Source organism: Nocardioides sp. LML1-1-1.1, from assembly GCF_040676175.1.
Classification (GTDB): domain Bacteria; phylum Actinomycetota; class Actinomycetes; order Propionibacteriales; family Nocardioidaceae; genus Nocardioides.
Map to the genome: position 1 here is coordinate 342,331 of NZ_JBEGHK010000004.1, position 21,759 is coordinate 364,089.

Here is a 21,759-nt window from a genome sequence, read left to right on the forward strand (position 1 = left end):
GAGTAGTCTCGCGGCGTGACCGAGACCCCCACGCCGTACGACCTGGCCGAGCAGGCCGCCGCCCGTCTCGCCGAGCTGACCGGCGTGGAGCGCCACGACGTCGCGCTGGTGCTCGGCTCCGGCTGGCTGCCCGCGGCGGAGGCGCTCGACCCGACGGGTGAGAACACCACCGAGATCTCGGTGACCGACCTGCCCGGCTTCAACGCCTCCGCGGTCGCCGGGCACTCGGGCAAGATCCGCTCGATCCGGGTCCCGGGCGAGGACGGCGACCGCCACCTGCTGGCGTTCCTGAGCCGCACCCACTACTACGAGGGCAAGGGCGTCGCCGCCGTCGTGCACGGCGTGCGCACCGCCGCCGCGGCCGGCTGCCGGGCGATCGTGCTCACCAACGGCTGCGGGGGGCTCAAGGAGACCTGGACGCCCGGCACGCCGGTGCTGATCAGCGACCACATCAACCTCACCGGCCAGTCGCCGATCGTCGGCGCCACCTTCGTCGACCTCACCGACCTCTACTCCACGCGCCTGCGCGAGCTGTGCCGCACCATCGCCCCCGACCTCGACGAGGGCGTCTACGTGCAGTTCACCGGCCCCCACTACGAGACGCCGGCCGAGGTGCGGATGGCCGGGATCCTCGGCGGCCACCTGGTCGGGATGAGCACCACGCTGGAGGCGATCGCCGCCCGCGAGGCCGGGATGGAGATCCTCGGCATCAGCCTGGTCACCAACCTGGCCGCCGGCCTGAGCGGCGAGCCGCTCAACCACGAGGAGGTCCTCGAGGCCGGCCGCGCCGCCGCCACCCGGATGGGTGACCTGCTCGGCCGGATCGTGCCCCGCATCTGATGGAGCCCTACGACGAGGTCGAGGCGTCCTACCGACGCTTCGCCGTCGAGGCCGCCGAGTCGCCGACCTTCGCGGCCTGGGCGACCGGCGTGGCGGGCGACCCCGAGGTCCGGGCCTGGGTCGCGACCCTGCCGGAGGTCAAGCAGCAGCCGAACCTCGTCTTCGCCGCGGCCCGCCACCACGGCGTCGCCGCGCCCGGGCCGTACGCCGGGCTGCGCGAGGCGCTGCTCGCCGACGACGGCACGATCCGCGCCACCGTCCTGGAGCGCTCCACGCAGACCAACGAGGTGGGCCGGCTGGCCACCCTCGTCCCCGCCCTCGCCTCGTTCGACGGGCCGCTCGCGCTTCTGGAGGTGGGCGCCTCGGCCGGCCTGTGCCTCTACCCGGACCGGTGGGGCTACCGGTGGGCGACGGACGCCGGCGAGGTGTTCCTCGGCGACGAGCCCCGGCTGCCCTGCGCGGTCCGCGGGCCCGCTCCCCTGCCGCGCACGCTGCCCGAGGTCGCCTGGCGCGGCGGGATCGACCTCAACCCGCTCGACGTCACCGACCCCGACGCCACCGACTGGCTGGAGACCTTGGTCTGGCCGGAGCAGGACGAGCGCCGCACCCGGCTGCGGCAGGCGGTCGAGGTCGCCCGCCGCGAGCCGCCCGTCCTGGTCCGTGGCGACCTGCTCACCGCGTTGCCCGGCGTCGTCGAGGAAGCGTCGGCGCACGGCACGGTCGTGGTCCTCCACAGCGCGGTGATCGCCTACCTGCCCCCGCCCCTGCGCACCCAGTACGACGCCCTGGTCCGCGGGCTCGTCGGCGAGGGCCGCTGCCACTGGGTGAGCAACGAGGCACCTCAGGTGCTGCCGTCGGTGACGGCCACGGGACCGGCCGCGCCGAGCGACGAGCCCGGCTTCGTGCTCGGGATCGACGGCCGGATGGTGGCCCGGACGCACGGGCACGGCCGCTGGCTGGAGTGGGTCGGCTGAGGCCTGTGGATGACGGGAGCGAGCGAGCGCCCGGTCCTGCACCCTGGTCGCCATGGACCACAGGAGGCACCATGGGAGTCATGACACTCGTCCGGCCGCCGGCCCTGGAGCGCGGGGACGTGATCGTGCGCGAGGGACCGTTCACCGTCGCGGAGCGCGACGCGATCGCAGAGGACGGCTACCGGCATGAGCTGCTCGACGGGGTGCTGGTGATGTCACCCGCGCCGCGCCGACGCCACCAGTCGATCGTCCTCGCGCTCGCCATCGACCTGCGCGGTGCCGTGCCGCCCGACCTCCAGGTCATCGTCGCGCCCTTCGACCTGCGACTCGGGGAGCGCACGGCCTTCCAGCCCGACATCCTGGTCGTGCGCCGTGCCGACGTCACAGAGGAGGCACTGCGCGTCGCGCCCGTCCTCGCCGTCGAGGTGCACTCCCCCTCGACCCGGACCTTCGACCTCGGGCCGAAGAAGGAGCTGCTGGCGGCGGCCGGTTGCCCGTCGTACTGGACGATCGACCCGGCCGGGCCGGAGCTGACGGTGTGGTCGCTCGACGGTGACACCTTCACCCGCACGAGGGCCGTGGCCGCCCAGGAGACCTGGACGGCCACGGTGCCGTTCGCGGTGACGATCACCCCGCAGGACCTGCTGGACGACTAGCTGGCCCGGTTCATCCGCCGCACGCCGGCCCACAGCCCGAGCACGCCGACGACCAGCGACGCGGCGAAGCCGGAGGCCAGGGTGCCGAGGTCGTAGGAGCCCGCGAAGAGCGCGCGCTCGGTCTCGACGAGATAGCTCAGCGGGTTGAGGTCGGACAGGAAGCGCAGCCAGGCCGGGGCGCCGTCGAGCGGGAGCAGGACGCCGGCGAGCAGCAGGAGCGGGAAGATCACCGTCTGCTGGACGGTCCAGAAGATCCACGCCTGCTCCTTGGCCGCGATGGCCAGCGCCAGGCTGAGCGCGCCGAGGCCGACGCTGAACGGCACCAGGACGAGGATGCCGAGCAGCACCCCGGCGACGTGCAGGTCGAAGGCGAAGGGCGTCACGACCGCCACGATCACCAGGGTCTGCAGGACCAGCGGCACCATCTCGCGCAGCGCCTTGCCGATCATCAGCGACGAGCGCCGCACCGGGGAGACGAGCAGCCGCTCGAAGGAGCCGCTGACGATCTCCTCCGACAGGTTGGCGCCGGTGAAGGAGGCGCTCATCAGCGCGGTCATCGCGACGATGCCGGGCACGAACCACTGGAGCGCCGAGCCGTCCTCGGTCGTCGGCAGCAACGGTGCGAACAGGCCGAGGAAGACCAGCGGCTGCACCATCGCGAAGAGCACCGACGCCGGTTGGCGCAGCACCGGCTGGAGCTCGCGCAGCAGCACGTTGCCGATGTCGGCGAGCACGCCGACGGCCCGGCCCTGGACAGCGGTACGACGGACGAGGGTGGGCGTGGTGGTCACGGGGAGATCGATCTCGATGGTCATGCCGCTGCTCCTTCGGTGGGGGTGGACGGGGTCTCGCGCAGGCTGCGTCCGGTGAGGTGGAGGAAGACGTCGTCGAGGGTGGGCCCGACGACCTCGATCCGGGTGGCCGGCGTGCCGGCGGCGGCCAGGTCGGCGACCAGGCCGGGCGCGGCGTCGCGGCCGAAGGCGGCACGCAGCTCGACGTGCGTCCCGGTGAGGACGACCTGGGCACCGGCGACCCGGTCCGCCCGCTCGGCCGCGGCCCGGGCGGCGTCGGTGGAGGCGAAGTCCAGCGCGACGAGGTCGCCGAGCGCGGACTTCAGCGCGGACGCCGAGTCGTCGGCGATGACCTGGCCGTGGTCGATCACGATCACCCGGCCGGCGAGCGCGTCGGCCTCCTCCAGGTAGTGGGTGGTCAGCACGATGGTCGTACCGAGGTCGGCGTTGAGCCGTCGTACCTGGTCCTGGAGGTTGACCCGGTTCTGCGGGTCGAGCCCGGTCGAGGGCTCGTCGAGGAAGAGGATCGGCGGCTCCTGGACGAGCCCGATCGCGACGTCGAGGCGCCGGCGCTGACCTCCGGAGAGCTGGGCGACCGGACGGTCGGCGTGCTCGGTGAGGTCGAAGGCCTCCAGCAGCTCCTCGGTGCGGGCGCGCGCGTCGCGGCGGGAGAGCCCGTGCGCGCGGGCCTGGGCCATCACCTCGTCGCGGCCGCGGAACTGGTGGCCGGCGGCGTTGCCCTGGCCGACGTACCCGATCGAGCGGCGCACGGCGGCCCGCTCACGGACCACGTCGAAGCCGGCGACGGTGGCGGTGCCGGAGGTCGGCTCCAGCAAGGTGGTGAGCATCCGCAGCGTCGTGGACTTGCCGGCGCCGTTGGGGCCGAGGAAGGCGACCAGCTCGCCGGCGCCCACCTCCAGGTCGAGCCCGCGCACGGCCTCGATCGTCTGCTTGTTGCGGGTGAAGTGGCGGGTGAGCCCGGCGGTGCGGATCACCGGCCCGCTGATCTGCTTGTTGATCTCCATGACTCCCACGCTAGGAAGCCTTTAGGTCAGTTTCTGTCCTGATTCCGAACTAATCTCGGATCCATGAGCACGAGCGCCCGGATGCTGCGCCTCCTGTCCCTGCTGCAGACCCACCGGTTCTGGTCCGGCGGCGACCTGGCCGGCCGGCTGGAGGTCAGCGAGCGCACCCTGCGCCGCGACGTGGAGCGCCTGCGCGACCTGGGCTACGACGTCGACGCGGTCCGCGGCGCGGCCGGCGGCTACCAGCTGCGGGCCGGCGGGGCGATGGCACCGCTGCTGCTGGAGGAGGACGAGGCGGTCGCGGTCGCGGTCGGCCTGCGGGCGGCGGCGGGCGGCGGCGTGCCCGGCTTCGAGGACACCACGCTGCAGGCCCTCACCAAGGTCATCGCGCTGATGCCGCCGCGGCTGCGCCGCCGGATGGCCGCGCTGCAGACCCAGACCGAGGGGATGGCGTGGAGCGGCGGCCCGGTCCTCGACCCGGCCGTGCTGACGACGCTGGCCCAGGCCTGTCGCGACGACGAGATCGTCTCCTTCGCCTACACCGCCGCCGACGGCAGCGGTACGACGCGGCGGGTCGAGCCGCACCGGCTGGTCAACCTCGGCCGCCGCTGGTACCTCGCCGCCTGGGACCGCGACCGGGGCGACTGGCGCTCGTTCCGGGTCGACCGGATCGCCGAGCCGCCCGCCACGAGCGGCCAGCGGTTCCGGCCGCGCGAGATCCCGGGCGGCGACGCGGCGGCGTACGTCAGCCGGGGGCTGCGGAACCGGCCGCGGCAGCACCGGGTCGTCGTCGAGCTCGCCGTGCCGGCCGCGACCGCGGAGTCGGCGGTGGGCCGGTGGGCGGAGGTCACCGCGCTCGGCGCGGACCGGTGCCGGATGACGATGGACACCGACACCCTCGACTGGCCGGTGCTGGTGCTCGCCGGCCTGGACTGCGACTTCACCGTGGCCGAGCCGGCCGAGCTGTCGGAGCTGCTCGGCCGGCTCGGTGCCCGCTTCGTGGGGGCGAGCCGCTAGCGGCGCACCCGCACCGGGACGAGGCGGCTGGTGGCCCGCAGCGTGCTCGGCGTGGCGAGCGCGACCGCCGACCAGTAGTGCACGCCGGCCCGCAGCCGCCGCACGGTGGAGCGCGGCACGGTCAGCACCAGGGTGGCACCGCTGGCGGCCGTCACGGTGCGCACGGCCAGCACGCGACCGCCCTCGAGCACGGCGACCTGCCCGCGGAACGGGGCACCGGCACCGCCGGGCACCACGACGCGCACCTTGACCCGCGCGGGCGCGCCCTTGCGGACCTTCCGCGGCGTGACGACGGCGACGCGGGGCAGCACCCGGGTGACGGTGAGCGTCGTACGGCCGCTGCCGGCCCGCACGTGCTCGTCCCCGGCGTACGACGCGGTGACCGCGTGCCGCCCGACGGCGGGCCGCCCGGGCAGGACCACCCGGGCGGCACCACCGGTGAGCCGGGCCCGGACGACGGCGCCGTTGCCGAGGCGCACCGCCACCACACCGGTCGGGGTGGCGCCCGGGGCGCTCACCCGGACGGTCGCGACGGGCCGGGTGTTGAAGGCCAGCACGCTGTCGGCGAGGCTCACCCGCACGCTCGCGTCGACCGGCTCGGGCTCCGGCTCGGGACCGGTGACCTGCTCGGCGTCGCGGAAGTCCACGACGACGGGGGACGGCGCCTTCTTGCCGTCGGCGGCACCCCCCGAGGAGTACCAGTACGACGACAGCCCGGTCTGCAGCTGGAAGTCGACCATCTCCTGCGGCCACGCGCCCCAGCCCGCGCCGGTGCGGCTCTGCGGCGTCGCGCTCGCCGGCAGGGCCACCTCGCGGCCGGCGTACTCCGGCTGGACGACGAGGCGTCCGGCGGGGTCCACCGCGACGTCGGAGAAGGTGGCGACGGTGACGTCCTCGACCTCCTCCAGCGGGTCGCGCTGCTCGGGGTTGCCCTGGCTGGAGCCGTAGCCGTCGAGGTCGGCGACCAGCTCTGCCGTGCCGTCCGCGTCGATGCGCAGCTCGGGGTCGGCGAGCCAGAAGGGCACCAGGCCGCCGTAGAAGTTGACGCTCCACGTGCCGTACCAGCGCACCGTGCCGGAGCCGTCGGCAGCGAGCTCGGCGTCACCGCCGGAGAGCCGGACCAGCTGCTCGACACCACCGGCGACCTGCGCCGCCCGGGTGCCCCAGGTGGGTGCGCTCTCGGCGCCGCCCGCAGCCCGGTGCACGACGGTGACGTCGCCCTCGGTGACCCGGTACGTCGCCTCGTCGCCGTCGGAGACGCCCGCGGAGAGGTAGTTGGAGCCACCGAACGGCGGCGCCGACTGCACCTCGGCCGAGCCCGACCACTCCAGCACCACGCCCTCCAGCGCGAGGCCCTCGGCCGGGATGGTGACCTTCGGCTGCACGGTCAGCCGCGCGGTCCGGGTCAGGACCGTGCCCGCGTCGTTGCGCAGCCGGGCCCGGAACAGGCTGCCGGACTGGTCGGTGTTGGTGCCGCTGACCCGCAGCGAGCTGGTCCCGTCGACCGTCTCCACGACGACGTCGTCGTCGTCCGCGGCGATCGACTCCCAGAAGCCGCCGACCCGGCGCTGCCAGGTCACGGTGGCCGCCGGGTTGGCGTCGGCGGCGACCACGAAGGAGGCGTCCGCCCCCTCGGTGACGGAGGCGTCGCGCAGGTCCGCGGTGACCCGCGGCGCGAAGCGCACGGAGAGGGTCGCCTCGGCGGAGGCGACCCGGCCGGCGTCGTTCGTGACGAGCAGCCGGTAGGTCCGCCCGTCGTACGACGGCCCGGCCTGGAGCGTCAGCGTCGCGCCGTGCTCACCGGCGAGGTCGGTGAACCGGCTCTCGCCCGGGTTGCGTACCTGCCACTGCAGGTCGCCGCCCGAGGCCGCCGCGGAGAAGGTGACCTGCTCCGAGGACTCCCCCACGCCGAGCTCGACGGAGGCGTCGGCCGGCTGCTGGGTGACCTTCGGCGCGACACCCAGGAAGGCGTAGCGGCGCCAGCCGAACCTGCCGCTGGTCACGTCGGCGATCGGCACGTAGACCGCGCCGTCCTCGGCGACCCGCAGGTACTGGTTGGAGAAGTACGCCGAGGCGAAGTCCTTGACCGCGTAGCTCGCCACGACCTCGCCGTCCTCGACCAGGCCCAGCGGCTTGCCCTCGGTGTTGGCGTAGTCGTAGGCCCACTGCACGTCGTGGCCCGCGTCGTAGGCCATCGAGGAGCCGAGCACGGAGATCTCGTAGGGCGGCAGCACGTCCGTGCCGACCGCCATCGTTCCGGCCACCGCGGCGCCGTCGACCAGCCGCACCGGGACGAAGGCGTCCAGGCTCTGGTCGTCGCCGTGCAGCACGAGCGCGCCGTCCGCGCCGGGCGTCACCTCGGTGAAGCCGTAGTAGGCGCCGCCGAAGTCCTCGGCCAGCGCGCGCGGGACGGTCCCGGCGACCGGCTCGGCGACGGCCTTGCCGTCGCCGTCGAAGCGCACCCGCAGCGCGGGCCACGGCTGCGACCCGTTCGCCGTCGTGAGCCTCGTCGGGCCGGTCGCGACGAGATAGCTGCCGTCACCGAAGACCCCGATGTTCTGCCGCGGCACCACCGCGGTCGAGGACACCACCGAGGAGGTGGAGGTGATCCCGGCGTAGGCGCCGGTGCCGGGGAAGCGCAGCGGGGTCACCGCGCGGGTCCAGCCGGAGCCGTCGCGGGTGAAGCGGAAGAGGTTGTCCTGCTCCAGCACGTCCGCGACCGGGTACGGCGCCGCCTGGGTCACCAGCAGCTCCTGGGTCACCCGGTTCCACACCATCGGACCGGTGGCCAGGTCGGCGGTGCCACTGGCCGGCCGCGGGGTCAGCGTGCCGACGACGCCGGCGGTGAAGGTGCGCGACCCCGCGTCCCAGTGCACGCTGCGCACGGTGGTGTCGCGGCTCTCCGCGCCCTCGCGGAAGGTCTGGAAGAAGAGCGTGTCGGTGTCGGGGTCGAAGCCGTGGACGAGGCGGGCCCGGGCGCTCGCCGTACGGGCCCCGGGCTGGAAGGTGAACGGCTCGCCGATCGGCGCCAGGGTCACCGGGTCGTGCGCGGTCACGAAGACCGTCTTGCCGCTGGTGTGGGAGATGTTGACCGCGAAGACCACGTCGTCGCCGGTCGAGAGCTCCAGCGCCTGGCCGCCGCCGGCCGAGCTGCGCTCGGTCGTGCGCGAGAGCCACTCCGCACCGGCCTTCAGCACCGGCACACCGGGCCGGTCGAAGTGCTCGCCGAGGTCCGGCACGGCGCCCGGGCCGGTGTAGCTGAACGCCACCCGGTCCAGCGGGGTGCCCTCGGTGTAGATCGAGAAGCCGGGCCCGGCGATGGCCGGCAGGTCGCTCCACGACGCCGTGCCGCCGGTGAAGTCGGTGCTCGCCTGGCCGACGTCGAGGCGGGCGATGACGACGTCGACGTCCTCGTGCAGGTCCCCGCCCGGGTCCTCGCGCAGGTAGCCCGTGTGCGTGCCGCGGATCTCCTGCACGTCGGGGCCGATCACCAGGCGCAGGTCGGAGAACTTCGTGTCGAGCGCCCACTTGCCCGGCTCGTGGTACTCGTACCAGGACCGGAAGTGCACGTAGCCCTTCAGTGCCAGGGTGGTGGTGCCCGTCTCGGGGTCGAAGCTGCCGGACGCCACGGGGAAGGTGAAGCCGTCGGCGACGCCCTGCGTCCGCCCGGTGACGGTGGCGCCATCACCCGCCTCGGAGCCGGCGCCGATGTAGCGGCGCCAGGACTCCTTGATGCCCCAGGTGACGGCGCCGTCGGTGATGGCGACCGGGCCGGCCGCGCGCGCGGGCGCCGGCCGGGCGACGTCGAGGCCGAGGGTGAGCAGGGAGCCGAGCACGCCGAGGACGACGAGCACGGCCAGGCGGCGGACGCCGCCGAAGGTGGTGCGGTTCATGGAGCTGCCTTCGTGTGGCCCGAGAGGGATGGCCCGAGAGAGAGCGGGGTACGACGCCGCGCCGGGACCGGCGTACGGTCCCGGCGCGGCGCGCGGGTCACGCCTGGAACGTGATCGGCGTGCTGACCTCGATGGTCGTGGAGAAGCTGGAGTGCTTCGCCACGACGACCCGGCAGCCCTGGTACGACGTCTGCTCGGTCAGGCAGTTGAACGTCGACGGCTGACCGCTGAGCGGGATGCTGCCGTGGGCGTTGGGGATCGGGTGCGCCGTCAGGTGCAGGGTCGCGGCCAGGTTGCCGGAGCCGTCGACGGTGACCTCGCCCTCGGAGCCCTTCTCGAACCAGCCACAGGCGGGGATCTGGTAGAGCCCGATGTTGCGGACGGTGCACACCCCGACGTACAGCTCCTCCTCGTCGTAGGCGCCGAAGTCGGAGCCGGTGACCGCGATCGTCCCGTTGGGGACGTCGTCGGAGATGTCGATCGTGGAGTCCGACAGCGACAGGGCCGGAGCGGCGTGCGCGATGCCGCCGGTCGCCCCGACGAGCAGCAGCGCCGCCAGGCCCGCACCCACGGCGGTCGCCGGGCGCAGGCGCCGGCTGCGGAGGATCGAGTTCATGTTCTTCTCCTTCTCTAGGATCGGAACCAGCCCCGTGGCCGATTCCTGAGCACAGCCGCGCAGCGCGCGGCCCTCGAGGCCAGGGGGCAGGCCGGGGCGCTGTCCCGTCGAAAGTTCGGCGCCCCGGTCCCCCGCCACGACATCGCGTCGTACGGCCTCGCCCTCGGCTCGACCTCCGGACTGGGCCGGCGATCGAGCGAAGTAAGGTGAGCCTTACCGAAGTGTCGACCGCCGTCAAGACGACTGTTGACAATTCGTCAGCACCGACCGAGCGCAGCGCGCTCGGACATCTGCGCAGGTGAGAGGCAGATCACGCCGCCGAAATTAGGCGAACCTAAGTGCCATGTTAGGGTGCCCTTGCTCCGCCTTTCCTGACACTCTGACAGCAAAGAGCACCTCTCCGTGTCCCCTCGCACTTCTCTGCGCACCGCCCTCGCGGCCGCCCTCCTCCTGCTCGCCACCGCCTGCGGGCCCGTCCTCGACGGGGCCGGCGGGCACGGCAGCGACGGCCCGGACACCGACGTGCCGCCGATCGGCGACGTCACCCCGCTGGCGGACCCGCGCGCCTGGAAGGGCGAGGTCGACATCAACCTCCCCGAGCCCGACATCCGCCCGGTCGAGGAGGACCCGACCCCGGCGCTCCCGGCCACGGTCACCGACGTCCAGGGCACGAAGGTGACGGTCACCGACGTCGACCGGATCCTGGCGCTCGACATCTACGGCACGCTCTCGCAGACCGTCTTCGAGCTCGGCCTCGGCGACAACATCGTGGGGCGCGACGTGTCCTCGGCCTACGACGAGATCGAGGACCGCCCCCTGGTCACCCAGAACGGCCACGAGCTCAACGCCGAGGCGATCCTCGAGCTCGACCCGACCATCCTGATCACCGACACCTCGCTCGGGCCCTGGGACGTGGTGCTCCAGGTCCGCGACGCCGGGATCCCGGTCGTCGTCGTCGACAGCGAGCGCAACCTCGACAACCTGGCGCCGCTGACCCAGGAGGTCGCGAACGCGCTCGGCGTGCCGGAGCAGGGCAAGGCGCTCGGGCAGCGGATCGTGAAGGAGGCCGCCGCCGTCCGGGCCGAGATCGCGAAGGTCGCGCCCGCCGACGTCACCGGAAAGCTGCGGATGATCTTCCTCTACGTGCGCGGCCAGGCGAACGTCTACTACATGTTCGGACGCGGCTCGGGGGCCGACGCCCTCATCACCGCCGCCGGGGGCTACGACGTCAGCAGCGAGATCGGCTGGGACGGCATGAAGCCCGTCAACGACGAGGGCCTGATCAAGGCCCAGCCCGACGCCATCTTGATGATGAACAAGGGCCTGGAGTCCGTCGGCGGCATCGACGGTCTGCTCGACCAGTTCCCCGCCCTCGCGCAGACCCCGGCCGGGGAGAACAAGCGGGTCATCGCGATGGACGACGCGCAGGTGCTCAGCTACGGCCCGCGCACCGCCGACGTGCTCAACGCCCTCGCCGTCGCGCTCTACGCCCCCGACAGCCTGCCGAAGCAGGACGCGAGGTGACGGTCACCCTGCCCGCGGCCGTGGCCGCGCCGGCGGCTCCCGTGGCGGACCGGCGGCGTCGCCGTCGTACCGCGCTGCTCTACGCCGGCCTGGTGCTCGGCCTCGTCGCGACGACCCTCGTGGCCGGCGGCTCCGGCCAGCTGCAGATCCCGGTCCAGGAGATCCTCGGCTCGATCGCGCACCGCCTCGGCCTCGACGTCGGCCCGGTGCCGACGCACCCGCGCGGGGAGTACACCCTGTGGAACGTCCGGTTCTCCCGGATCGCGATGGCCGTCGTGGTCGGCGCCTCGCTCGCGGTCGCGGGCGCCGCGATGCAGGGCGTCTTCGGCAACCCGCTCGCCGAGCCCAGCGTCGTCGGTGTCTCCTCCGGCGCCGCCGTGGCCGCCGGTGCGGCCATCGTCTTCGGCCTGCGCTTCGCCGGCGACTGGTCGATCCCGGTCTGCGCCTTCGCCGGCGGCCTGGTGACCACGCTGCTGGTCTACGCGCTCTCCCGGTCCGACGGGCGCACCGAGGTGGTCACCCTGGTGCTGACCGGCATCGCCGTCAACGCCGTCGCCAGTGCCCTGCTGGCGCTGCTGATGTTCCTCGGTGACACCCAGGCCCGTGAGTCCATCGTGTTCTGGCAGCTCGGCAGCCTCAACGGCAGCCGGTGGTCGTACGTCGTGGTCGTCGCCCCGCTCGCGATCGTGGGCGTCGCGGTGGCGCTGGCCTGCGCCCGCAGCCTCGACCTGCTGGCGCTCGGCGAGCGCTCGGCGCGGCACCTCGGGGTCAACGTGGAGGCGCTGCGCATCCTGCTGATCGTCGTGGTGGCCCTGCTGACGGCCGCCGCGGTGAGCTTCTGCGGCATCGTCGCGTTCGTCGGCCTGGTCGTCCCGCACCTGGTGCGGATGGTCACCGGCCCGGCCCACCGCACCCTGCTCGTCGCCTCCGCCCTCGCCGGTGCGCTCGTGCTGATCTGCGCCGACACCGTCGCCCGCACCGCCGTCGCCTACACCGACCTGCCGCTCGGCATGCTCACCTCGCTGGTCGGCGGGCCGTTCTTCTTCTGGCTGCTGCGCCGCACCCGTCGTACGGCGGGAGGCTGGGCATGAATGCCCTGACCGCTCGCGCAGTCACGCTGTCCTACGGCCACCGCCCGGTGCTCGACGCCGTCGACCTCGACGTACGACGCCGCGAGGTGCTCGCGCTCGTCGGCCCCAACGGCGCCGGCAAGTCCACCCTGCTCTCCGTGCTCGCCGGCGACGTCGTGCCCGACGACGGCACGGTCGAGCTGGAAGGCCGCCCGCTCGCGGAGTGGAGGCTGCGCGCGATGGCGCGGGAGCGGGCGGTGCTCACCCAGGAGCACCGGATCTCGTTCCCCTTCCCGGCCGCGGACGTGGTCCGGATGGGCCGCGCGCCGTGGCGCGGACTGCCCGAGGAGGACGAGGACGACCGCGTGGTGGCCGAGGTGATGGCCACGACCGACGTCGAGCGCCTGGCCGCGCAGCCCTTCAGCCTGCTCTCCGGCGGGGAGAAGGGCCGCACCTCCTTCGCCCGCGCGCTGGCCCAGCGCACCGGCGTCCTGCTGCTCGACGAGCCCACCGCGGCCCTCGACATCGGCCACCAGGAGGCCGTCCTGGCCCGGGCCCGGGAGGAGGCGATGTCCGGCGCGGCCGTGGTCGTCGTGCTCCACGACCTGTCCCTGGCCGCCGCCTGGGCCGACCGGGTCGCGCTGCTGCACCGTGGCCGGGTCACCGCCGAGGGCACGCCGGCCGAGGTGTTCACCGCTCCCCTGCTGAGCCTCGTCTACGACCACCCGATCGACGTGCTCACCCATCCGGCGACCGGCGAGCTGCTCGTGCTCCCGGACCGTCGTACGTCCCTGTCCCGGGAGGAGACCGCATGACCCGGACCGCCCACCGCGTCCTCGCCCTGGCCCTGCTGGCCGGGTTGCTCACCACCGGTGTCGCCACCGCGCCGCCCGCCTCGGCCGCGCCGCGGATCACCGTCGTCAACGACCGCGGGTCGGCGTCCGCCGACCTGAGGTACCGCACCAGGCTCACGATCACCGGCCGCGGCTTCCAGACCGTCAAGGGCGGCTTCGGCGGGGTCTACCTGATGTTCGGCTGGGTCGACGACCCGCGTGGCGGCTCCTGGAAGCCCTCGCGCGGCGGCGTCACCGGCACCGACTACCGCTACATCCCCGACGCGGAGAACGCCGCCGCCAACCAGGGCTACCTGAAGTTCATCGCCTTCCCCGGCAGCTCGACCGCCTCCGAGGCCAATGCCGTGCTGACCGCCGCGGGCCGCTTCTCGGTCGACCTCACCGTGCCCGGGCCGACCTTCCAGAGCGTCGACCGCAACGGCAAGGTCGTCTCCGTCGACTGCCGCAAGGTCACCTGCGGCGTGATCACCATCGGCGCCCACGGGGTGAAGAACCCCGCGAACGAGTCCTTCACCCCCGTCCGCTTCACCACCGTGTACGACGCCGCGCCCGCCGGCCAGGCCGAGGACAGCGCACCCGCCGACACCCCCGCGGCCGAGTCCGCCGCCACCGGCGCCACCGGGACCACCGGGGCCACCGGGGCCACCGCCGCGACGCCGAGGAAGGCCGTCAAGGCCGGCGTCCCCACGGTGCGCACCGACCGGCTCACCGCCAAGGTCGGCAACACCCTCGCCTTCACCGCCACCGGCTTCAGCGCCGGCGAGCAGGTGATCGGCGTGCTCGACGACGGTGCCGCCGGCATCGGCCCGCTCGTCGCCGGGCCCTCCGGGGAGGTCGCCGGCATCCTGCCGCTGCCGGCGACCCTCCGGGCCGGCACCCACGAGCTGCGGCTCACCGGCGCCGCCTCCGGAGGCCAGGCCAGCGAGCGGTTCGCGGTCCGCGCGGCCGACCAGCCGGAGCCGGCTCCCGCCGCCAGCACGAGCGACGACGACTCCGGCGCCGCCCGGATCTTCCTCGTCGTCGCCGGCGCGCTCTTCGCCCTGGCCCTGCTCGGCCTCGGCACCCGGCTGCTGCTGCGCCGCCGCCGTCCGGCGGGAGCGCTCGCATGATCCGCCGCACCTCGCTGCTCGGCGCGCTCCTCGCGCTGCTGCTCGCGCCGCCCGCCGTCCCCGCCTCGGCGGAGGACACCGCCGAGCCGGGTGCCTTCACCGTCACCGACGCGGTCCTGCGCTGGGGCATCAACGACGAGAGCAACAACAACGCCTTCGCACCGGGGACCTTCAACTTCCCGGGTGCCGGCAAGGCACCCGACCCCGGCAAGGGCGGCCAGGTCATCAACGACCAGGCCCGCTGGCCCAGCACCGGCGCCGTCGCCTGGCGCGCGAGCGAGGGCAAGGTCCGGATCGAGAAGGTCACCTCCGCGGGGCCGGTCCTGGCGACCTACGCCGGCCTCAAGACCGGCCCCGACGGCCAGTCCCTCGGCGGGCCGACCGTCGAGATCTTCAGCGGTCACCAGGTCGTGATCGCCGGCGGCACCGGCGAGGTCGACCCCGCGGCCGGCACCGCCACGATCCGGTGGAAGGGCTCGTTCACCGTCTTCTACTACTCCGGGATGACCTTCTTCTCGGTCACCGACCCGGTCCTGGAGGTCACCCCCACCTCCGCCCGCATCACCGCCACCGGCTCGGGCTACGCCTCCTCCATGGAGGACATGACCAAGTGGTCGCCCGTCCCCGCCACCTCCATCACCCTCGCGCAGCTCGACGGCGTCGACACCGGCGACCTCCGCGCCGAGAAGGGCTTCACCGCCCCGACCAAGTACCTCGGCGTGAAGTACGACGCGCCCGCCACCGGCACCCCGCAGGTGCGCACCGGGGCCACCTGGGGCGCCGTCCCGGCCGGCCTGCTCGGCTTCCTGGAGAAGGTCGGCATGGCGCCCTACTGGTACTCCTCCGGCGGCAGCGGCGACCGGTTCAAGGTCACCAAGCCGGTGAGCATCAGCTGGGACGCCAAGACCGCCATCGAGCCGGAGAAGCCGCCGACCACCCCCACGACGCCGGCCCCGCAACCCACGAACCCCGCCGGCGCGGAGCCCCCGCCGGCGAGCCAGCCGACCGCGCCGCCCACCCGGGCCGCGCCGTCCCTGCCCGTCCAGCCCGCCGGACCGGCTCTGCCGGCCCAGCCGGCGGACGCGGCCGCGCCCGTCGCGGCCGGCCCTCCGGCGTCGTACCAGCCGCCGGTGGCGTACGCCCTCGCCTCCTCCTCCACCGCACCAGCCCGGCCCGACCGGGGCGCGCCGTGGTGGGAGTGGGCGCTCGGATTCCTCCTGCTGCTCGGGGCGGTCGGAATCACCTTGTTCCACCCCGTGATGAACCGCCTGAAAGGAACCCGATGACCACCGCACGTCGTAGCGTCGCCGGCCTCGCCGCCGCCGCGCTCACCACCGCAGGGCTCAGCGTCCTGGGCGTGGCCTCCGCGCCGCACGCCTCCGCTGACCCCGCCGCCACCCCCGTGTCCGCGGCGACGCTGACCTGGGGCCTCAACGGCTACGCCCAGAAGGGCATCTTCGGCCCCTGGACCTACAAGGACCTGAGCGGCAACGTCACCCAGCTGACCGGCTCGGTGTCCGGCGGTTCGCAGACCGAGTACGTCGTGGACCCGGTCCCGGCAACCTCGATGCCCGCCTCCAACCCGCAGAAGAGCGCCAACGCGGTGAAGTTCACCAGCGGCACCGGCACCAAGGACGCCACCGGCGCGGTCGACGTGAGCTGGGACGGGTCGTACACCGTCAACGCCTACCCGGCGAGCTTCAACGCCCCGAACGAGATCTACTCCGACCCCGAGCTCACCCTCGACGCCGACGGCAACGGCGAGCTGACGATGAACTTCGCGCTCGGCGCCGGTGTCGACATGTCCGGCAACCCGACGGAGGCCCAGGACTTCGGCCGCCTGCCGCTGCTGGAGTTCAGCGAGGGCTCGGTCACGCCGAAGAGCCTCGGCGCCTTCCGCGCGAAGCCGGACTACCAGGGCGTCACGGTGACCGTCCCCGAGGGCGGCACCCAGACGACCACCTGCACGACCGACGGCGGCGCCACCGGCTGGTGGGGCTCGTGGCCGCAGGAGTTCATCGACGCGATCCCGGGCAGCGTCCGGCCGCACTTCTACTCCACCGGCTGCGGCGGCATGCAGGACAACAAGCCCGCGCTGCCGATCGACGTCGACCTCGCCATCGCGCCGAAGGTGACCGTCTCCGACACCGAGCTGCTGCCCAGCGGCGCCCAGCAGGTGACCGTCACCGGCTCCGGCTTCGACCCGGCACTCGCGGTCGGCACCCGGCAGCCGATCAGCGGGCGGCCCGCCGGTGCCTACGTCGTGGTGGGCAAGTTCGCCGACACCTGGCGGCCCTCGCAGGGTGCCGCGAGCAGCGCCCGCAAGGTCGTCACCCAGAAGTGGGCCGTGCCCGCCGCCGAGCTCAGCCAACCGGCGATCGCCAACGGGGGCGGCTTCGAGCTGAAGCCCGACGGCACCTTCACCACCACCTTCACCGTCGACAAGGCCGCCATCGACGCGGCCGTCGCCACCGTCGCCGACCCGTCGGCGCTGACCACCTACGGCGTCTTCACCTACCCCGGCTCGGGCGCCACCGAGGCCTCGTTCGAGACCGCCACCCCGCTGACCTTCGCCGCCGCCCCCGGTACGGCGAGCGCCACCGTCGACACCGCCCCGACCCAGGTCGCGGACGGCGCGGCGACGGTCACCGTCGCGGACGCGGGCGGCGCCGACGCCACCGGCTCGGTCGCGTGGAGCGTCACCGACGCCGGTGACACCGAGGTCGCCTCCGGCACCTCCCCGCTCACCGAGGGCGCCGCCGCGATCACCCTGCCCAAGAAGGGCGCGGGCAGCTACACCCTCACCGCGACCTACGACGGCGCGGAGAACGGCAACGCCAACATCACCACCGCCAGCGCCACCGCGGGCTTCACCGTGGGCGCCACCACCTCCACCACCACGGTGCAGGTGCTGCGCACCCCCACGCCGCTCGCCGCGGGCAGCGCGCGGGTCACCGTCGCGCCGACCGTCTCGGGCGTGGTGCCGAGCGGTGACGTGCAGGTGCAGCTCAAGGCCTCGACCGGCGCGGTGTTCACCACCTCCGCCGCGCTCGTGAACGGCGTCGCCACGGTGACCCTGCCCAAGCGGGCGCCGGGCAGCTACGCGCTGACCGCGCGCTTCGCCGGCGACGGCAACGTGGGCGCCTCGGTCCGCACCATCGCGGTCAGGGTCGCCAAGGTCGCCGCGACCGTGCGCGGTGCCTGGACCCGCAAGCCGACCGGTGCGCGGGCCGGCGGCATCCGGTTCACCGTGTCCGCCCCGGGCGTGAAGCCCGCCGGCGTCGTCACGGTGCAGGTGAAGAACGCCAAGGGCCGCACCGTGAAGTCGGTGCGGGTGCGGCTCACCGCGGCCGGGACCGCCGTGGTGGCCCTGCCGAGGCTGGCGAAGGGGCGCTACACCCTCACCGCGTCGTACGCCGGCAGCACGCAGGTCAACGCCGCGCGGTACACCCTGAAGTTCGCGACCGCCCGCCGCTGACACCCTGGTGCGGCGTGCGCGGCCGGTGGTCCTCCCGGACCCGGTCGCGCGCGCCGCGCCCCCCGTCCACCCGTCCCCCGCGCCTAGAATCGACATCGTGCCGAAGATCGCCGCCGAGACCCTCCCCGCCCACCGCGACCTGGTGCGGCGCCGGATCTTCGACGCCTTCGCGCAGCTGATGGACGAGCGCAGCTTCGACGCGATCACGATGGCCCAGATCGCCGCCCGGGCCGAGATCGGCCGGACCGCGATCTACCACCACTTCAAGGACAAGGAAGCGGTCGTCGTCGCGTTCGCGACCGAGGAGACCCAGCACTACCTGGCCGACCTGCGCCGGGACCTCGACCTGGTCCCGGACCCGGTCGCGAAGATCCGGGTCTACCTGCGTCACCAGCTCCGCGCCGGCCAGCAGTTCCACACCGGCATGGGCGGGATCCTCTACCACCTCCTCTCCGAGGAGGCGATGGAGAAGATCCACGACCACGTCGCGGCGGTGGAGGAGGTGCTGGAGCACATCCTCGACGAGGGCATCGACTCCGGCGCCTTCCGGGTCAGCGACCGCAAGGCCGCGATGTCCCTGCTGCACGCGGCCCTCGCGACCCGCCAGCTGCCCGTGCCGGCCGTCGAGGAGTTCGTCCTCCGCGGCCTCGGCCACATGTCCTGATCGCCTGGCTTAGGTCACCCTAAGAAATTCTCGCGCGCGGTCTTGACACCGCCCGTCCCGTTTACTGACACTTAGTCAGCAAACCCCGTTCTCCGAGGAGTCCCCATGTCCGTGGGCACCACCCACGCCGCCCCCACGCTGTCCGCCGCGATGCGCGAGGGCTCCCGTGCCGAGCACGAGGCCGCCGAGGGCTCGAGCTTCATGGCCGAGCTGCTCGACGGCCGCCTCAACGCCACCGCGTACGCCGACCTCCTGCTCCGCCTGCGCCGCGTCTACGCCGCGCTCGAGGCGACCCTCGCCGACCGCTCCGCCGACCCGATCGTCGCCGCCGTCCACGACACCGCGCTCGACCGGCTCGCCGCCATCGACGCCGACCTCGCCCACTGGGCCCCCGGCGTCGACCCCGAGACCATCGAGTCGGCCGCCGCCTCGGCGTACGTCGACCGGATCCGCGCGGGCGCCGACTGGGGCGGCCTGCTGCTGGCCCACCACTACACGCGCTACCTCGGCGACCTGTCCGGCGGCCAGGTGATCGGCCGGGTGCTGACGCGCACCTTCGACCTGCCCGAGGGCACCGGCGTCGCCTTCTACGACTTCCCGCTGATCCCGAAGCCGAAGCCCTACAAGGACGCCTACCGCGCCCGCCTCGACGGGCTCGGCCTCTCCCCCGCGGACGTGGACCGCGTGGTCGAGGAGGTCAAGGTCGTCTTCGGGCTCAACCAGGCGCTCTTCGACGAGCTCGGCGGCCAGCTGGACCGCTACCGCGCGGCCTGAGCACCCCCGCACGGTCCTCCGCCGTTGGTGCCGGTCGATAGCCTCTTGCACCATGGTGGACTTCGGCGGCACCGGAGCCATGCTGCTCGTGATCGGCGTCGCCGGCCTGGTCTGCGCGGCCCTCGCGCTGCTGCTGGCCCGCCCGCTCGGCTGGATCTCCGCGCTCGCGATCGCCGGCTTCGTGTGGTCGCTCGCGGTCATCGGCGCGGTCACCCTGGTGCCGACCTCGGCGCACACCGGCATCGTCGCCGCGGAGGGCCGGATGACGACCTGCTCGTGGGACATCGGCGGTCCCGCGCCCGACGGCTTCTGGATCTTCGAGTCCGGCCAGCGCACCCTCAACACCGTGCTCTTCGTGCCCGCGGGCGCGCTGCTGGTGCTCGCGGTCGCCCGCTGGCGGGCCGGCTGGATCCTCGCCCCGCTCGGCATCCTGGCCCTTGGCGGCTACTCCGCGCTGATCGAGAAGACCCAGCTGGAGCTGGCCCGGATCGACCGCGCGTGCGACGTCACCGACGTCGTCGACAACCTCACCGGCGCGGTCCTCGGCGCGGCCGTCGGGCTCGGGCTGGTCATCGTGCTGCGGCCGTGGCGGCACCGAGCCCGGCACGACAGCCGGCCATCATCCGGGCGTGGTTCCAGGTGAGCACCCGCCGGCCGGCGTACGACGCCACGGCGAGCCAGCCGCGCACGCTCACCCGTTGCGCGAAGTCCAGCCGGGTCCCGCCCGCCACCTCGGTGAGGGTGAACCGGGCGTAGCCGTCGAGGTCGCCGCTGATCGCGACCTCGACCACCGGCGGGGTCCGGGAGACCGCGTCGAGCACCAGGTCGAGGGTGTAGGGCAGCGCCGAGCGGCAGCACACCCAGGCGGTGTCCGGCCCGAGCCGGGCGACGGCACGCACCTGCGGCCACCACCGCGGGTAGTGCTCCAGGTCCACCAGGACGGCGGCGACCTCCGCGGGCGGGGCGGCGACCTCCCAGCGGTCGGCGAACTCGAAGGCACGGGGCACCCCTCCATCCTGCCCGCCGACTTGACCTGGAGCGCACTCCAAGGGGGAAGATCGCGAGATGACCGGAGTGACGATCGCCGAGGCGTCCGACGAGCTCGGGCTCAGCGCCGACACGCTGCGCTACTACGAGAAGGACGGGCTGCTGCTGCGGCCGGTCCCGCGCACGACCGGCGGCCACCGCCAGTACGACGAGCGCGACCTCACCTGGATCCGGCTGGTCACCCGCCTGCGGGCGACCGGGATGCCGATCCGCGACGTCCGCCGCTACGCCGCGCTGGTGCGCGCCGGCCACGGCAACGAGGAGGAGCGGCTCGCCCTGCTGCAGGCACACCGCGAGCAGGTGCTGCGCGAGCTCGCCGAGGTCACCGGTCACCTCGCGGCCATCGACCACAAGATCGCGCTCTACACCGATTGTGTGCTGGAGCGCACCACCGCTTGACCTGGAGCGCGCTCCAAGGAGTTGGCTGGGGACATGACGATCCCCACCCGCACCCTCGGTGCTACCTCGCCCCTCACCGTCTCCGCCCTCGGCCTCGGCTGCATGGGCATGTCGGAGTTCTACGGCAGCCCGGACGAGGCGAGCGGCATCGCGACCATCCACCGCGCCCTGGACCTGGGCGTCACCTTCCTCGACACCGCCGACATGTACGGCCCGTTCACCAACGAGCGTCTCGTCGGCAAGGCCCTGGCCGGGCGCCGCGACGGCGTCCAGCTGGCCACCAAGTTCGGCAACGAGCGGCTGCCCGACGGCACCCGGGTCGGTGTCAACGGCCGGCCCGACTACGTCCACAAGGCGGCCGACGACTCGCTGCAGCGCCTCGGCGTCGACCACATCGACCTCTACTACCAGCACCGCGTCGACAAGGACGTCCCGATCGAGGAGACGGTCGGCGCGATGAAGGAGCTCGTCGAGGCCGGCAAGGTGCGTCACCTCGGACTGTCCGAGGCGTCCGCGGACACCATCCGCCGCGCCCACGCGGTGCACCCGATCACCGCGCTGCAGACGGAGTACTCCCTGTTCACCCGCGACCTCGAGGACGAGATCCTGCCGGTCCTGCGCGAGCTCGGCATCGGCCTGGTGCCCTACTCCCCGCTCGGCCGCGGCCTGCTCACCGGCGGCATCACCGCGACCCCGGACGAGGGCGACAGCCGCGCCACGGCGTACTTCCCGCGCTTCCAGGGCGACAACCTCGCCACCAACCTGGCGCTGGTCGAGAAGCTCAAGGAGCTCGCCGCCGCCAAGGGCTGCACACCCGGCCAGCTCGCGCTCGCCTGGGTGCTGGCGCAGGGTGACGACGTGGCGCCGATCCCCGGGACCAAGCGGGTGAAGTACCTCGAGGAGAACGTCGCCGCCGCCGGCGTCGCCCTCGACGCCGACGACCTGGCCGCGCTCGAGACGGCGGTGCCGAAGGGCGCCGTCGCCGGGGAGCGGTACGGCGACATGAGCACCATCGACGCCTGAGCCGG

20 protein-coding genes are annotated in these 21,759 nt (G+C 73.7%); 15 read left to right on the top strand and 5 right to left on the bottom strand.

Annotated elements, in window-relative coordinates; genetic code table 11:
- Positions 1-15: 15 nt before the first annotated feature.
- The 3 genes from MRBLML1_RS16790 (at position 16) to MRBLML1_RS16800 (ending at position 2,470) form a co-directional block, all read left to right on the top strand.
- The gene (locus tag MRBLML1_RS16790) at positions 16-840 is read left to right on the top strand and encodes a purine-nucleoside phosphorylase (protein WP_364517993.1); all 825 of its coding nucleotides are present in this window, start codon (positions 16-18) and stop codon (positions 838-840) included.
- Positions 840-1,814, top strand: coding sequence for a DUF2332 domain-containing protein (locus tag MRBLML1_RS16795; RefSeq protein ID WP_364517995.1), 975 nt, complete (start codon positions 840-842; stop codon positions 1,812-1,814). Before MRBLML1_RS16790 ends, MRBLML1_RS16795 begins: the two co-directional genes overlap by 1 nt.
- A gap of 80 nt (positions 1,815-1,894) precedes the next feature.
- Entirely contained in the window at positions 1,895-2,470 is a 576-nt protein-coding gene (locus MRBLML1_RS16800) for a Uma2 family endonuclease (RefSeq protein WP_364517997.1), read from the top strand.
- On the opposite strand, the gene MRBLML1_RS16805 is transcribed toward MRBLML1_RS16800, so the two are convergent.
- Positions 2,467-3,285, bottom strand: a complete 819-nt coding sequence (locus tag MRBLML1_RS16805) for an ABC transporter permease (RefSeq protein WP_364517999.1) — start codon at positions 3,283-3,285, stop codon at positions 2,467-2,469. The genes MRBLML1_RS16800 and MRBLML1_RS16805 overlap by 4 nt on opposite strands.
- Positions 3,282-4,286 (bottom strand): ATP-binding cassette domain-containing protein, encoded by a 1,005-nt coding sequence (locus tag MRBLML1_RS16810; RefSeq protein ID WP_364518001.1) that lies wholly within the window; start codon positions 4,284-4,286, stop codon positions 3,282-3,284. Before MRBLML1_RS16810 ends, MRBLML1_RS16805 begins: the two co-directional genes overlap by 4 nt.
- Positions 4,287-4,349: 63 nt before the next feature.
- Between MRBLML1_RS16810 and MRBLML1_RS16815 the strand changes: the two genes are divergently transcribed.
- Entirely contained in the window at positions 4,350-5,303 is a 954-nt protein-coding gene (locus MRBLML1_RS16815) for a helix-turn-helix transcriptional regulator (RefSeq protein WP_364518003.1), read from the top strand.
- On the opposite strand, the gene MRBLML1_RS16820 is transcribed toward MRBLML1_RS16815, so the two are convergent.
- Together MRBLML1_RS16820 and MRBLML1_RS16825 are read right to left on the bottom strand one after the other, a co-directional pair.
- Positions 5,300-9,196, bottom strand: a complete 3,897-nt coding sequence (locus MRBLML1_RS16820; protein WP_364518005.1) for an HtaA domain-containing protein — start codon at positions 9,194-9,196, stop codon at positions 5,300-5,302. The genes MRBLML1_RS16815 and MRBLML1_RS16820 overlap by 4 nt on opposite strands.
- A 97-nt stretch (positions 9,197-9,293) precedes the next feature.
- A complete protein-coding gene (locus MRBLML1_RS16825) occupies positions 9,294-9,812 on the bottom strand; it encodes a hypothetical protein (protein ID WP_364518007.1) in 519 nt (172 codons plus the stop codon).
- A 402-nt stretch (positions 9,813-10,214) separates the two neighbouring features.
- Between MRBLML1_RS16825 and MRBLML1_RS16830 the strand changes: the two genes are divergently transcribed.
- The 9 genes from MRBLML1_RS16830 to MRBLML1_RS16870 all read left to right on the top strand — a co-directional run bounded on the left by MRBLML1_RS16830 (position 10,215) and on the right by MRBLML1_RS16870 (position 19,928).
- Positions 10,215-11,336, top strand: a complete 1,122-nt coding sequence (locus MRBLML1_RS16830; protein ID WP_364518009.1) for a heme/hemin ABC transporter substrate-binding protein — start codon at positions 10,215-10,217, stop codon at positions 11,334-11,336.
- Entirely contained in the window at positions 11,333-12,427 is a 1,095-nt protein-coding gene (locus tag MRBLML1_RS16835) for a FecCD family ABC transporter permease (RefSeq protein ID WP_364518011.1), read from the top strand. Before MRBLML1_RS16830 ends, MRBLML1_RS16835 begins: the two co-directional genes overlap by 4 nt.
- Positions 12,424-13,221 (top strand): heme ABC transporter ATP-binding protein, encoded by a 798-nt coding sequence (locus MRBLML1_RS16840; protein ID WP_364518013.1) that lies wholly within the window; start codon positions 12,424-12,426, stop codon positions 13,219-13,221. The genes MRBLML1_RS16835 and MRBLML1_RS16840 overlap by 4 nt, the downstream gene beginning before the upstream one ends.
- Positions 13,218-14,369, top strand: coding sequence for a hypothetical protein (locus MRBLML1_RS16845; protein WP_364518015.1), 1,152 nt, complete (start codon positions 13,218-13,220; stop codon positions 14,367-14,369). Before MRBLML1_RS16840 ends, MRBLML1_RS16845 begins: the two co-directional genes overlap by 4 nt.
- Complete coding sequence (locus MRBLML1_RS16850; protein ID WP_364518017.1) at positions 14,366-15,655, top strand: hypothetical protein; 1,290 nt, start codon at positions 14,366-14,368, stop codon at positions 15,653-15,655. The genes MRBLML1_RS16845 and MRBLML1_RS16850 overlap by 4 nt, the downstream gene beginning before the upstream one ends.
- Positions 15,652-17,847 carry an Ig-like domain repeat protein gene (locus MRBLML1_RS16855; protein WP_364518019.1) on the top strand — a complete coding sequence of 732 codons (2,196 nt, stop codon included), beginning with the start codon at positions 15,652-15,654 and terminating at the stop codon, positions 17,845-17,847. Before MRBLML1_RS16850 ends, MRBLML1_RS16855 begins: the two co-directional genes overlap by 4 nt.
- A gap of 97 nt (positions 17,848-17,944) precedes the next feature.
- Positions 17,945-18,511: a TetR/AcrR family transcriptional regulator gene (locus MRBLML1_RS16860; protein ID WP_364518021.1), complete on the top strand. Its 567-nt coding sequence runs from the start codon at positions 17,945-17,947 to the stop codon at positions 18,509-18,511.
- Between the two features lie 105 nt (positions 18,512-18,616).
- The gene (locus tag MRBLML1_RS16865) at positions 18,617-19,285 is read left to right on the top strand and encodes a heme oxygenase (biliverdin-producing) (protein WP_364518023.1); all 669 of its coding nucleotides are present in this window, start codon (positions 18,617-18,619) and stop codon (positions 19,283-19,285) included.
- Positions 19,286-19,337: 52 nt separating this feature from the next.
- Positions 19,338-19,928, top strand: a complete 591-nt coding sequence (locus MRBLML1_RS16870; protein ID WP_364518025.1) for a VanZ family protein — start codon at positions 19,338-19,340, stop codon at positions 19,926-19,928.
- Here the strand turns inward: MRBLML1_RS16870 and MRBLML1_RS16875 are convergent.
- Complete coding sequence (locus MRBLML1_RS16875; RefSeq protein WP_364518027.1) at positions 19,855-20,292, bottom strand: SRPBCC family protein; 438 nt, start codon at positions 20,290-20,292, stop codon at positions 19,855-19,857. The genes MRBLML1_RS16870 and MRBLML1_RS16875 overlap by 74 nt on opposite strands.
- A 58-nt stretch (positions 20,293-20,350) precedes the next feature.
- On the opposite strand from MRBLML1_RS16875, the gene MRBLML1_RS16880 reads away from it, so the two are divergent.
- A complete protein-coding gene (locus tag MRBLML1_RS16880; protein WP_364518029.1) occupies positions 20,351-20,731 on the top strand; it encodes a MerR family transcriptional regulator in 381 nt (126 codons plus the stop codon).
- A 33-nt stretch (positions 20,732-20,764) separates the two neighbouring features.
- Positions 20,765-21,754, top strand: coding sequence for an aldo/keto reductase (locus MRBLML1_RS16885; RefSeq protein ID WP_364518031.1), 990 nt, complete (start codon positions 20,765-20,767; stop codon positions 21,752-21,754).
- The last annotated feature ends 5 nt before the right edge of the window (positions 21,755-21,759 follow it).

Coding starts and splice junctions, on each gene's coding strand:
- MRBLML1_RS16845 (WP_364518015.1), top strand. CDS start 13,218: ATGACCCGGACCGCCCACCGCGTCCTCGCCCTGGCCCTGCTGGCCGGG.
- MRBLML1_RS16880 (WP_364518029.1), top strand. CDS start 20,351: ATGACCGGAGTGACGATCGCCGAGGCGTCCGACGAGCTCGGGCTCAGC.
- MRBLML1_RS16805 (WP_364517999.1), bottom strand. CDS start 3,285: ATGACCATCGAGATCGATCTCCCCGTGACCACCACGCCCACCCTCGTC.
- MRBLML1_RS16815 (WP_364518003.1), top strand. CDS start 4,350: ATGAGCACGAGCGCCCGGATGCTGCGCCTCCTGTCCCTGCTGCAGACC.
- MRBLML1_RS16795 (WP_364517995.1), top strand. CDS start 840: ATGGAGCCCTACGACGAGGTCGAGGCGTCCTACCGACGCTTCGCCGTC.
- MRBLML1_RS16850 (WP_364518017.1), top strand. CDS start 14,366: ATGATCCGCCGCACCTCGCTGCTCGGCGCGCTCCTCGCGCTGCTGCTC.
- MRBLML1_RS16855 (WP_364518019.1), top strand. CDS start 15,652: ATGACCACCGCACGTCGTAGCGTCGCCGGCCTCGCCGCCGCCGCGCTC.
- MRBLML1_RS16865 (WP_364518023.1), top strand. CDS start 18,617: ATGTCCGTGGGCACCACCCACGCCGCCCCCACGCTGTCCGCCGCGATG.
- MRBLML1_RS16820 (WP_364518005.1), bottom strand. CDS start 9,196: ATGAACCGCACCACCTTCGGCGGCGTCCGCCGCCTGGCCGTGCTCGTC.
- MRBLML1_RS16840 (WP_364518013.1), top strand. CDS start 12,424: ATGAATGCCCTGACCGCTCGCGCAGTCACGCTGTCCTACGGCCACCGC.
- MRBLML1_RS16825 (WP_364518007.1), bottom strand. CDS start 9,812: ATGAACTCGATCCTCCGCAGCCGGCGCCTGCGCCCGGCGACCGCCGTG.
- MRBLML1_RS16870 (WP_364518025.1), top strand. CDS start 19,338: ATGGTGGACTTCGGCGGCACCGGAGCCATGCTGCTCGTGATCGGCGTC.
- MRBLML1_RS16810 (WP_364518001.1), bottom strand. CDS start 4,286: ATGGAGATCAACAAGCAGATCAGCGGGCCGGTGATCCGCACCGCCGGG.
- MRBLML1_RS16800 (WP_364517997.1), top strand. CDS start 1,895: ATGACACTCGTCCGGCCGCCGGCCCTGGAGCGCGGGGACGTGATCGTG.
- MRBLML1_RS16885 (WP_364518031.1), top strand. CDS start 20,765: ATGACGATCCCCACCCGCACCCTCGGTGCTACCTCGCCCCTCACCGTC.